Raw genomic sequence first — 12,123 nt, forward strand, 5'->3', positions numbered from 1 at the left:
GGCCACTGGCTTCAGACAAAAACATCACTTTTCTATTCGACGTTTAACAAGTAAATTGTTAGGATGAACTCCCTATACTACGGCGATAATCTCGAGATATTGCGCAAGCATATCGAGACCGAATCCGTTGATTTAATATATTTGGACCCCCCTTTTAACTCTCAAAGAGCCTACAATGTTATTTTTCAGGATAAGACGGGCAAGGCGTCCTCCGCTCAGATACAAGCATTCGAGGATACATGGGCATGGACGAACGAGACACAGCAAGTGTACGAGCAGATAATGCTCCGAACCGAAGCTTCCGCCGAATTGAAAGCCATGATGCAAGCCTTTAGATCCTTTATGGGTAACTCCGATTTGATGGCTTATCTGACTATGATGGCAATCCGATTAGTTGAACTTCACAGGGTATTAAAACCAACGGGATCGCTCTATTTGCATTGCGATCCAACGGCAAGTCATTATTTAAAATTATTACTCGATCAGATTTTTGGAATTAGTAATTTCCGAAACGAGATAATTTGGAAACGGACAAGTGCTCACAGCAGTGCCAATAAGTGCGGATCAATCCATGACGTAATTCTTTTCTATTCGAGAACTGATAAATGTATCTGGAACGATATCTATCAAAAGTATGATTCTTCGTATCTGGAAACGTTCTTCGATACTGTTGACGAAGATGGTAGACACTATAAGCGAAGTGACCTTACTGGAGCCGGTGTCAGCCAAGGGGTTAGTGGTCAACCTTGGAAAGGATTGGATGTCACAACCAGAGGAAGGCACTGGATGTACATCCCAAGTACTCTCGACGAGTTGGATAAACAGGGTCGAATTCACTGGCCGAAGAAAAAGGGCGGTATGCCTCGGTTGAAACAATTTCCTGAAGATTTGCCGGGGGTTCCTCTGCAGGATATTTGGGATGATATCAGACCGATTCACAACCTAGCTCAGGAAAGATTAGGTTATCCGACACAAAAGCCAGTAGCACTTCTGGAACGGATTTTGACAACCTCATCTAAACAATCCGATGTCGTACTCGATCCATTCTGTGGCTGTGGCACTGCAATCGTGGCGGCAGAAAAACTCGGACGCAAATGGATCGGTATCGATATAACACACCTCGCTATTTCTCTCATCAAGAAGCGATTAAATGATCATTTCCCCGATTCCAAATTTGCGGTTGTAGGAGAACCTAAATCAGTCGATGCCGCAGAGATGCTTTTCCTCGATTCACCTTTCCAATTTGAAAGCTGGGCGGTCTCATTGCTTGGTGGACAACCTTTCAAGAGCAAGGGAGGCGGAGATGGTGGCATTGACGGATTGCTTTACTTTCAGGACTTTGAAAACAAGTTTCACCGTGCGATTATTGAAGTCAAGGGCGGCAAATATCAACCCAAAGATATTCGTGCCCTTAAAGGCGTTCTAGAGCGAGAAGAAGCTCCGTTGGGAATTTTAATAGCCTTGCAGCCTCCTACAAAACCTATGCTTGCCGAGGCCGCCGCGATGGGCACTTGGACTCTACCCGGAGGAAGCAATTTCCCAATCATGCAGATCGTGACTATTGAGCAACTTTTTGGTGGTCGACTGCCGAAGCTTCCAGATACAAGTACAACACTCAAAAAAGCAAAGCGCGAATACCGCGAATCGGAAAAAAAACCGCCGAAATTTTTATAGTTTGCAATTTTGACAGACAGTATGAAGAAACAATTGCCGAGAATACAGCGTGACGAAAAACAACTAGGACTATTTGTGCGAGTTTGGGACGAAATTCTCAAAGAGCACAAGATAACACGTCACCAGACAAGGATACTCTTTCAACTCGACCTACTATCATTTGATCCGGATGTGCAGGAGCATTTGGCTGAGAACCAGCTTGATGAGTTATTGTTCACAAAGACTTTGTTAATTGATAGCGGCTCTTCCACAGAGCAGTGCTGTTGCCATGTTAAGCCAACTAGTACGGCCGTATTGCTATAGTTACGGACAAATATTTTGGGACTTTCAAACCGGAAGCTGGTGGAGTTTTGAGGGTCAATTCGAGATTATCAAATACAGAACAGGAATATGGCTTAGAGAATCGATTGAACAAGAGTTGGAACATGCCGACCTCCAAACTATTGAAAGGCTTGAGCAAAGCATTCGCGGGGCATGTTTGCGATTGCTATTGGATGAAGCAGCCCGGAGCAAATCCTGATCCCCGTGGCTGGCGTACCTTCCCTCCACGCCTGCCCGCTGTGGTGGGGCGGACTTGAAAGCCTCGTGCGCCAACAAATCCTCAATTAAAAAAATGCCAACCCTCTCCCATTTTTTCTTTCACGCTTGCCCGCCTTTTATACCCCCCAATCCGCCTGCAATCCAATTGAGCTTGCCAAGCCATACCGCTCATCTTACTTTTGGTTTACCTATGTACGAGCTTACTGACCTGAAAAATAGAATTCTGGCCGCCGCAACCCGCATTCCTCAGCATGTTGCAATTATAATGGATGGAAACGGACGCTGGGCCGCCCAGAGAAATCAGCCTCGCACAGCGGGGCATGAGGCCGGTGTCAAGGCTGTCAAGGAAGTTGTGAAGGTCTCCGGTGAACTTGGGATTAAATACCTCACTCTCTACACATTCTCACTAGAGAATTGGAAACGACCGAAAGACGAGGTCACAGCCATCATGTCACTGCTGACCCGAACAACCCTCAATGAGCTCGATGAATTGATGAAAAACGATGTGAAACTCATCACAACCGGCCGCCTGAGTGGGCTTTCGCGAGTCAGGCGAGTGGCCCTTGACGAAGCTGTGCATCGAACCAGAAATAATAAAGGGCTGGTTCTGAACCTTGCCCTGAATTACGGCGGACGAGCGGAGATTCTTGACGCCGTGAAAGGTATAGCCAATTCAATCCGGGCCGGTATTCTCGATATTGCCGATATTGACGAGGAACTCTTTTCGAGTTTCCTCTACACCGCAGGCATACCCGATCCGGATTTATTGATACGAACATCGGGAGAGCTTCGTATTTCGAATTTCCTTCTCTGGCAGACCAGCTACACCGAGCTCTATATCATCGACACACTCTGGCCGGACTTTGGGCGCAGAGACCTATTCGACGCTATCCTCAACTATCAGGGGCGCGAGCGGAGATTTGGTATGGTTTCTCAAAAAGAGGTCGATTAGATTTGCTGATCAGTAAAAATCTTGTTACGCGAATTATCGTAGCGGCCATCGCGATTCCGGCTATTCTTTGGATCTCAGATCAGGGCGGATTTTGGCTTTTTGGACTGGTGACCGTTTTGTCAGTCCTGGCTATGACCGAGATTCTTTCTGGTGAAGGGTATGGCTTCGACCATCCCTTATTTTGGCTTGCCCAAGTCTGTTTGCTTGCGGCCCTTGTGTCATCGGCACGCTCATTATTCTGGACGACAGAGGCTGGTGATATCCTGCAATCAATGAGTCTTTTCCTTTTTACTCTGCCGATTATTACAATTTTTTTTCTCTTGAGCGGACTTTATTTTTCACTTGGGACGCAACCGCCGGAAGAACTATTCCGCAGACATAGCCGTCTCGTGTGGGGGATAGGATATATTCTGATGCTCTATCCCTATGTCTTCGCTTTGGGCGATTTCAGCAGAATGTTCGCCATCGATGGTTTTACCGGGGGAGATTGCCTCCTTTTATTGTTTGGCATTCTCTGGCTGGGAGATACAGCTGCCATGTGGGTCGGATCGACCTTTGGACGACACAAACTTGCCCCCGGCGTGTCGCCTAACAAAACTATCGAAGGCTTTCTTGGAGGACTCGCGGCGGCTGTAGTCGTCGGCATTGTTATCGGCCTCTGGAAATTTCAATCCCTTTCTCTGATACATCTTATATTCATTGCACTCGGTTGCTCGATTTTCGGCCAGCTTGGCGATCTGGTGGAATCAATGTGGAAACGGTCGCTCGGTAAAAAAGACTCATCGGGACTTATTCCCGGTCATGGCGGAGTACTGGATAGGTTTGATTCGCTGCTCTTTGCCGCGCCATTTATGTACGGATACCTCATTTTATTAGTGACATGAAAGCGCTCGATTATTTCTTCGCTGCAAGACCGCTCCTGCACCTGCCAATCTGGTCGATCTATCTGGTAGCAGTTAAATATCATCATGACCTTACCGGGCAATCTTTTGATCTGAGCGATTTGGGCATTATGGCAGGTTGGAGTCTTTTGGCTACTTCAGCGTTATATATCAACCAGATATATGATTATGAATCTGATCGAATCAACCAAAAGCTCGGCTTTTTGCAGAATAACATTGTAGAGCAGAGCGCGCTCTATAAGGGTTTCCTACTCACCTCCGCGTCTGCTATTGCTCTGACACTCTTGTATCCGGCGGCGACCCGCCTTATATTCTTACAAGCCTTTCTACTCAGTTACATTTATTCTGTACCGCCTGTGCGACTCAAAAACCGGCCGTTTTGGGGTCTGTTCGCCAACGCGTATGCCTGCGGAACGCTGATTTCGTTTTCTGTGATGCCCGAGCTTTCTGTTCACAATGCCGGCCTTCTCGGTTGGGACAACCCGCTTTATTTTGGCCTGTCAGTGGGAGCAATCTACCTTTTGACAACGATACCCGATGTCGCCGGAGATAAGGCTACCGGCAAAAAAACTCTTGCGATAGCGCTGGGAATGACCGGCGAAAAATGTCTTGCTCTGCTTTTCATGCTCGGCTCGGCCCTCTTTGCCTTTAGCTCAAATTTCATAGCGCTCTTAGTGCTCTCTCTCATTTCGTCCGCTCTCATTTGTCTGACCATATTTATCAAATCCGAAAAAATAATCTTGCTGGCGATTAAATTACCGCTTCTGCTTCTCACATTATTCGCCGGCTACTGGTATCCGCTCTATTTTGTGTTTGTTGTTGTCTTGGTCGGGTGCACCAGACTATATTTCAAAGTTCGATTTAACATCATCTACCCGAGGCTGGCATAATGATAAGAGTCCTCTTTGCTATAATTGTATGCGCCATGTTAATCGCCTGTCAAGGCATTCAGCGCTATGGCACGCGCGGAAATCCGGGCTCTGCTTCTGAACGCCCGAAGCAATCTACGGTATCAGGTTCGACTTCGGTTCAGGGACTATCCACAAATGATCATATTCGATTGGGACTTATTCTTCAGAAACAACTCGGCAAGCCGTACGTTGGCTCCTCGGCATACGAGCAAGGGATTGACTGCTCAAAATTTACCCGCGATGCCTTTGCCTCCTTTGGCAATATAAGCCTTCCTCGTACCGCTTTCGAGCAATTCTCCTCTGGAGCAATAGTCCATCAGAAATCGCTCCGCTATGGGGACCTTGTGTTTTTCAAAACCGATGGCGACCAGATTTCCCATGTCGGCGTGTATGTTGGATTTGGTGAATTTATCCATGCTTCTTCATCGCGGGGCGTGATAGTCAGCGGACTATCCGAAGAGTATTGGTCACGTCGTTTTGTCGGGGCGCGGCGCATTCTGGTATCGCAGTAACCACAAAGAAACTCTGATAGCACATTCGTGTTCTCAGAGAGATGGCAAGCTCATTGGAATCACTCGAAGCAAAACTCAAAAATCTCCCGAATTCTCATGGCGTCTATATCTTCAAAAACGTCAAAGGGGAGATAATTTACATCGGCAAAGCGAACAGCCTCCGCAACCGTGTCCGAAGTTACTTTCGTCCTGCCGACAAACTCGATGTCAAAACCCAACGTTTGGCATTCCACATCACCGACCTTGACATGATGGCGACCGATAATGAAATAGAATCGCTTATCCTCGAAGCAAATCTCGTCCGACAGCACAAGCCGCGCTATAATGTCCGTCTCAAAGATGACAAGCATTTCCCGTATATCAAAATCACCACCAATGAGCCTTTCCCGCGTATCCTTGTGGTCCGAAGACTTTTGAAAGACGGCGCGACCTACTTTGGTCCCTACACGAACAGCCAAGGGATGTGGAGGACTGTCAGAGCCCTCTCCAGACTGTTTACCATTCGTACCTGTAACCTCACAATTCCTCATCCAACCGCCAAGCAGTACAAAGTCTGTTTGGACTATCACATAAAGCGTTGTGGCGGGCCATGCGAAAATTTTCAGTCAAAGGCCGAATATGATAAACTCGTTCAGTCCGTGATTATGGCGCTTTCCGGGCGGTCGCGGGAACTTATGAATGAACTCACCGAACGGATGAGAAGCGCCTCGGAAAATCTCCGCTTTGAAGAAGCTCGCATACTCCGCGATCAAATAGACGCGCTGGAAAGCATCACCGATCGCCAACAGCGAGCCGATGCCGGAGAAGTTGTCGACCGAGACATAATCTCCATTGCCCGTGAAAGCTCCGATGCTGTCGCTGTTGTCATGCAAATCCGGCAGGGTGTTCTTCTTGGCCGACAGGATTTTCAATTGAGCGCCGAGCCCGATGAGACTGACGAGGCAATGCTTGAGACTTTCATCACCCAGTATTACAACAATCAGCCGAACTTGCCCGAGGAGATATATTTCCCGCTTGAACTACAAACAGTGAGGATAATTGCAAGCTGGCTTAAGAAGGTAAAAGGGAAGCCGGTTCGAATATACACCCCGAAGATAGGCGTCAAACTTAAAATGGTTGACCTTGCCGCCATCAACGCTCGCATGCTTCTTGACGAATTGCTGATACACAAACGCATTCAGTCTGAGAGAACCAGCAAGATGGTCACGGACCTCAAGGATGCCCTCCGACTGCCAATTTCGCCGCGTACCATTGCCTGTTTTGATATTTCAAACACCGGAGAGACAGACACCGTCGGCTCATGTGCCTATTTTGACAACGGAAGGCAAAAAAAGACCGAGTATCGACACTTCAAAATCAAAGGCGTGTCGGGGCAGGACGATTTCAGCATGATGCGCGAAATAGTCGGGCGGTATTTTCACCGACTAAAAGAGGAAGAGAAACAACCTCCGGATTTGGTGGTTGTCGATGGCGGCAAAGGACAATTGTCGGCGGCAAAAGCCGAGCTTGAGTCTCTTGGATTTCCCGACCAGCTTATCATTTCGCTCGCAAAACGACTGGAAGAGATATTCTTGCCCGGCAATTCCGATTCAATAACGATTCCCCGAAGTTCTCCGGCTCTTATGCTACTAAAGCGCGTTCGAGACGAAGCTCATCGCTTCGCTATAACCTACAACCGCAAGGTGAGAGGTAAACGGACTATCAAATCCGCCCTCGATGATATTAACGGAGTCGGCCCGGCCAAAGCCCGCGCTCTTCTGCGTCATTTTGGTTCGGTTGAGCGGATAAAATCCGCAACACGGGATGAGCTGACATCGATAAAAGGGATAAACCCCTCGATGGCAGACAAGATTCTCTCGAGCCTTCAGACCCAGTAACGTCAATCACTTAATCCGTCCTCTGAGCGTCTTACAATGTCGCTCCCGTGCCTGCCCACTATGACGGAAAAAAGAGATTCCAAACATTCTCCGATATTTGGTAGAGTAGGTCCGTCTTCGAACCTGCCGAAGAGGTTTGCAACAGTCAGCCAACCTTACATCGTTAAATAATAACCCAACCGTTGGGGGACTACAAAGAAATAAATTTGCGCGAAGTGGCGGTTATCTCTGATCGACACGCCAATATCTCCTCCGCTGCCGAAAACCCCTCTCTTTATCATTGCATAATCGCGCCTATCTCACCTAATTTCACCCTATGATTGATTCACCACAGGCCTATACCGTGTCGGCCGTCACGAGAATGATAAAGGGAGCGCTCGAAGACAGATTCGCCGGTGTCTGGATCGAAGGCGAAATCACCGGCTATATCCACCATTCATCCGGTCACAGATATTTTTCACTTAAAGACGAGCAAGCCGTGCTCAAAGCAACTTGCTGGAAATCGGTCGGCCAAACTCTGAAATTTACTCCAACAAACGGACAGAAGGTTTTGATCTTCGGAGATATTAACGTCTACGAAAAAGGCGGAAATTATCAGTTAAACTGTAAAAAAATTGTGCCAGTTGGTGTCGGCCCGCTCGAGCTGGCCTTCAGACAATTGCATGAGCGGCTCTCACGCGAGGGGCTTTTCGATTCCGCCCGAAAGCGACCTTTGCCGCTATTCCCCGAACGCATAGGAATCGTAACCTCGCCTACCGGAGCCGCAATTCGTGACTTAATACATATTGCTCAGCGCCGAAACAATTCGATTCAATTGATAATATATCCCGCTCGCGTCCAAGGAGACGGCGCGGAAAATGAAATAGCCGCTGGCATCGCATTTTTCAACGCCCGTCTTGAGGTCAATCTCATCATAGCCGGGCGGGGTGGAGGCTCTCTCGAAGACTTATGGGCGTTCAATACCGAAACCGTCGTTCGGGCCATAGTTGGCTCGCGCATACCGGTTGTTTCGGCAGTTGGCCATGAGGTCGATACAACCCTTTCTGACCTCGCGGCCGATTTGCGCGCCTCGACTCCCTCAGCCGCCGCCGAACTGACAGTCTGGTCAAAGCAGGATTTCAAGGACCATCTCAGTTCACTCAAAACAAGTTACCGCCGTTTCATGGAACAAAAGCTCAATGAATTCCGCGAGTCGCTCAACTTCCTCAAATCTCGATCGGCATGGATTCGGCCGTTGGATTTTGTCAATCAGAAACGCCAGTATCTCGATAGCCTTAGTCGGGTTCATTCCTCAGCCGGAAAAAACCGTTTTGAACTCCACAAAAACAGGTTATCTTTGGCCGTCTCAAGATTGGAGACCTTGTCGCCTCTGAAAACCCTTGCGCGGGGCTATTCGGTCAGCCAGCGTTTGGACGGAGATGGGGGGCTGATTCGAACGATTGCTGATATAGAAATCGGTGCCCGGATGGAAACGATTGTTGCCGACGGGCGGTTACAGTCTGTGATCGAAAGAAAGCAAAAGAGTAGCTGAGGAAGCGTTTACCGGCCGTGAAAAAATTCAAAGACTACGAGTCAGCAGTAGGGCGGCTTGAGGAGATTACCAATCTTCTCGAGTCCGGTGATTCCGGACTTGAGCAATCCCTTCAGCTTTATATCGAAGGGGTTGAAATAGCAAAACTCTGCGATGAAAAACTCAATCAGGTCGCGAAGTCAGTTAAAATTATCTCCGAGGAAAACGGCATGCTTGAAAAAGATTTCAAACGCAGTGCAGACGAGGATGAATCCTAATGCCGGTTGATACAACCCCCGGACTCGAATACTTGCAAAAGAGCCGACAGCTTGTCGAAGGCCTGCTCGATCAACTTATCCCATCCGAGGAGACCGAACCGAAATCGCTACATCAGGCAATGCGCTATTCTGCCATGGCCGGAGGCAAACGGCTTCGACCATCCCTCGCTCTTGCCGCATATGAATATTGCGGCGGTGAACAAAGAGCGGCTCCCAGATCGATACATCTTGCAATGGCCGCCCTTGAAATGGTTCACACCTATTCATTGATCCACGATGACCTTCCTTGCATGGATGACGATGACCTTCGCCGCGGAATGCCCACCTGTCACAAAAAGTTTGGAGAGGCGCTTGCCGTACTTGCTGGTGACGGCCTCCATGTCATTGCTTTTCATTTAATGGCCCAGACCGGCTCCACACAAGCAGTGATTGAACTTGCCGACGCCATCGGCACAAGCGGAATGCTTGGCGGACAAATTGCCGACCTTGAGGCCGAAGGCAGACAAGTAACACGGGAACAGGTCATCCATATTCATTCCCTTAAGACCGGATCATTAATTAGAGCATCGGTGCGAGTCGGCGCTATTTTGGCAGGCGCGGATAGCCGTGAACTAGCCCGATTAACCCAATATGCAGAAAAAATAGGTTTGGCTTTTCAGATAATAGATGATCTTCTCGATATTGAAGGAGACCACAGAATACTTGGAAAACAAACCGGCTCCGATTGTAAAAATCAAAAGGCGACATACCCGGGAACTGTAGGTATAGAACGCGCTCGCGCTGAAGCGGCTCAACTTATTGATGAGGCCCTGGCTCTTTTTACAGATTACGATGACAACCCCCTCAAATATCTGGCGCGTTATATCGGCCAGCGAGAACGCTAACCACTCTGTCTGATACATTATGAATATTTTGCAGAAGATAAAAAGTCCCAAAGACATAAAAGCTCTCTCGCAGGAAGACCTGCTCGAACTTGCCGTTGAACTCAGACAGGCGATAATCGGCTCGGTTTGCGAAACAGGCGGACACCTCGCCTCAAATCTTGGCACAGTCGAACTAACCGTCGCCCTTCATAATGTCTATGACACACCTCATGATAGAATCATTTGGGATGTCTCGCATCAGACCTACAGCCATAAAGCCTTGACCGGACGCCTCGACCGACTTCACACCCTTCGCCAGTATCATGGCCTTGCCGGTTATACCAAACGAAGCGAGTCTGAATACGATCACTTCGGAGCGGGACACGCCTCGACCTCGATTTCTGCCGCCCTCGGTTTTGCGGCGGCCCGCGATATGGCCAACTCAGATCATAAAGTTATCGCTGTCATTGGCGATGGTTCAATGACCGGCGGGCTGGCTTTCGAAGGTATGAATAATGCTGGCTCGCTAAAAAAAAATCTGCTGGTTATTCTCAATGACAACACCTGGTCGATCTCAAAAAATGTCGGAGCAATCTCTAAATATATGACCGGCATCATGGCCGATGAAAAGATGATCAAGCTCCGCAACGAAGTCTGGGAGCTTACTGGCAAATTCAAACGACGTGACAAAATTCGTGAGACAATCCGAGGCATCGAAAACTCAATCAAAGGCCTGCTTGTGCCGGGAATGCTTTTTGAAAAGCTTGGGTTCCGATATTTCGGACCAATCGACGGGCATGACCTGCCTCTATTGATTAAGACGTTAAAAGACCTCAAACAAATCCCCGGCCCGGTTATGCTTCATATTGCCACAGTGAAAGGCAAAGGGTATCTGCCCGCCGAAGCGGATGCCTTCAAATATCACGGGGTCAGCAAGTTTGACAAAATAACCGGCACAATGGCCAAAGGCGCTCCGAGCGCGCCGTCGTACACCAAGATTTTTGGCGACACGATGGTCGAGTTGGCCGCTAAGAATGAAAAAGTGGTCGCCATCACAGCCGCCATGTCCAGCGGCACTGGCCTTGTCGAGTTCAGCGAAAAATACCCCGAACGGTTTTACGATGTAGGTATCGCCGAAGCCCATGCCGCATGTTTTGCCGCCGGATTGGCCGCTGAAGGCATACGCCCGTATGTGGCGATCTATTCCACTTTCCTTCAACGCGCCTACGACCAGATAATCCATGACATGGCGATTCAGAATCTGCCAGTTACTATCTGTATGGATCGCGCCGGACTGGTCGGAAACGATGGCCCGACCCACCACGGAATGTTTGACATCTCGTATTTATCCGCAGTCCCAAATTTGACTCTTGCCGCGCCCAAAGACGGCAATGAAATGCGCGCGATGCTCCACCACACAGCCGACAATGATGTTTCAGGAATCGTCGCCATTCGCTATCCCCGCGACAACACTCCGACACCAATGACCGCTGTGCCGCAAAAAATTGCATGGGGAACATGGGAACGGTTGACCCCCCCAAGTGACATAGTCGTGCTTGCCGTCGGCACTATGGTCACGACCGCGCTCGGTTTTGCAGAATCTTTCCGGACAAAAGGGATCGATTTGTCAGTGGTGAACGCGCGATTTATTAAACCATTTGATTATGAGATGTTGCTGCAAATCCACAACAACGCCAAGGTCATTTTTACTATTGAAGAGGGTACCCTCAGAGGTGGATTCGGACAGGCTATTGCCGAATATCTGCTTGGCAACCGCTATCCGGGACTGTTCAAAGCCTTCGGAGCATCTGATCAATTTGTCACTCATGGCGAACGCGACCAGCTTCTGCGCGAGGTCGGACTTGATGCTGTGGGACTTTCTGAAAAGATTGAATCGTATTTGGCAGAACATTACCGGCAGACCCAGCCGGGATTTCTGCAAAAGCTCATCTTCCGCAGAACCGAATCTCCGAAAAAGCGCGAGACCGTAAAGGGCTTGTCCCTGACCGGCACCGACGAGAAGTAGCCCATCCGAATCAAAGCCGATATCTCCCGCCCCGCACCAAAAATTATGAATCCAAGTTGCGAGGAGCGACTTCTTAAG

10 protein-coding genes are annotated in these 12,123 nt (G+C 48.8%); all 10 read left to right on the plus strand.

Annotated elements, in window-relative coordinates:
* The first annotated feature begins 63 nt into the window (after positions 1-63).
* The 10 genes from SGI97_06425 (at position 64) to dxs (ending at position 12,045) form a co-directional block, all read left to right on the plus strand.
* Complete coding sequence (locus SGI97_06425; protein MDZ4723521.1) at positions 64-1,674, plus strand: DNA methyltransferase; 1,611 nt, start codon at positions 64-66, stop codon at positions 1,672-1,674.
* Positions 1,675-2,404: 730 nt separating this feature from the next.
* The gene (locus SGI97_06430; protein ID MDZ4723522.1) at positions 2,405-3,166 is read left to right on the plus strand and encodes an isoprenyl transferase; all 762 of its coding nucleotides are present in this window, start codon (positions 2,405-2,407) and stop codon (positions 3,164-3,166) included.
* Positions 3,167-3,168: 2 nt separating this feature from the next.
* Positions 3,169-4,050, plus strand: a complete 882-nt coding sequence (locus SGI97_06435) for a phosphatidate cytidylyltransferase (GenBank protein ID MDZ4723523.1) — start codon at positions 3,169-3,171, stop codon at positions 4,048-4,050.
* Positions 4,047-4,958 carry a UbiA family prenyltransferase gene (locus SGI97_06440; protein ID MDZ4723524.1) on the plus strand — a complete coding sequence of 304 codons (912 nt, stop codon included), beginning with the start codon at positions 4,047-4,049 and terminating at the stop codon, positions 4,956-4,958. The genes SGI97_06435 and SGI97_06440 overlap by 4 nt, the downstream gene beginning before the upstream one ends.
* The gene (locus tag SGI97_06445; GenBank protein ID MDZ4723525.1) at positions 4,958-5,491 is read left to right on the plus strand and encodes a C40 family peptidase; all 534 of its coding nucleotides are present in this window, start codon (positions 4,958-4,960) and stop codon (positions 5,489-5,491) included. Before SGI97_06440 ends, SGI97_06445 begins: the two co-directional genes overlap by 1 nt.
* A gap of 41 nt (positions 5,492-5,532) precedes the next feature.
* The gene (uvrC, locus tag SGI97_06450) at positions 5,533-7,368 is read left to right on the plus strand and encodes an excinuclease ABC subunit UvrC (GenBank protein ID MDZ4723526.1); all 1,836 of its coding nucleotides are present in this window, start codon (positions 5,533-5,535) and stop codon (positions 7,366-7,368) included.
* Between the two features lie 316 nt (positions 7,369-7,684).
* On the plus strand, positions 7,685-8,899 hold the full coding sequence (gene xseA / locus SGI97_06455; protein ID MDZ4723527.1) for an exodeoxyribonuclease VII large subunit: 1,215 nt from the start codon (positions 7,685-7,687) through the stop codon (positions 8,897-8,899).
* 17 nt (positions 8,900-8,916) lie between these two features.
* Positions 8,917-9,156, plus strand: coding sequence for an exodeoxyribonuclease VII small subunit (gene xseB / locus SGI97_06460; GenBank protein ID MDZ4723528.1), 240 nt, complete (start codon positions 8,917-8,919; stop codon positions 9,154-9,156).
* Positions 9,156-10,040 (plus strand): farnesyl diphosphate synthase, encoded by an 885-nt coding sequence (locus SGI97_06465; protein MDZ4723529.1) that lies wholly within the window; start codon positions 9,156-9,158, stop codon positions 10,038-10,040. The genes xseB and SGI97_06465 overlap by 1 nt, the downstream gene beginning before the upstream one ends.
* Positions 10,041-10,059: 19 nt before the next feature.
* Positions 10,060-12,045 (plus strand): 1-deoxy-D-xylulose-5-phosphate synthase, encoded by a 1,986-nt coding sequence (gene dxs, locus SGI97_06470; GenBank protein MDZ4723530.1) that lies wholly within the window; start codon positions 10,060-10,062, stop codon positions 12,043-12,045.
* The last annotated feature ends 78 nt before the right edge of the window (positions 12,046-12,123 follow it).

This window comes from Candidatus Zixiibacteriota bacterium (assembly GCA_034439475.1).
In the GTDB taxonomy this organism is placed as follows: domain Bacteria; phylum Zixibacteria; class MSB-5A5; order GN15; family FEB-12; genus JAWXAN01.

Coding starts and splice junctions, on each gene's coding strand:
- SGI97_06425 (MDZ4723521.1), top strand. CDS start 64: ATGAACTCCCTATACTACGGCGATAATCTCGAGATATTGCGCAAGCAT.
- SGI97_06430 (MDZ4723522.1), top strand. CDS start 2,405: ATGTACGAGCTTACTGACCTGAAAAATAGAATTCTGGCCGCCGCAACC.
- SGI97_06440 (MDZ4723524.1), top strand. CDS start 4,047: ATGAAAGCGCTCGATTATTTCTTCGCTGCAAGACCGCTCCTGCACCTG.
- SGI97_06445 (MDZ4723525.1), top strand. CDS start 4,958: ATGATAAGAGTCCTCTTTGCTATAATTGTATGCGCCATGTTAATCGCC.
- uvrC (MDZ4723526.1), top strand. CDS start 5,533: ATGGCAAGCTCATTGGAATCACTCGAAGCAAAACTCAAAAATCTCCCG.
- xseA (MDZ4723527.1), top strand. CDS start 7,685: ATGATTGATTCACCACAGGCCTATACCGTGTCGGCCGTCACGAGAATG.
- SGI97_06465 (MDZ4723529.1), top strand. CDS start 9,156: ATGCCGGTTGATACAACCCCCGGACTCGAATACTTGCAAAAGAGCCGA.
- dxs (MDZ4723530.1), top strand. CDS start 10,060: ATGAATATTTTGCAGAAGATAAAAAGTCCCAAAGACATAAAAGCTCTC.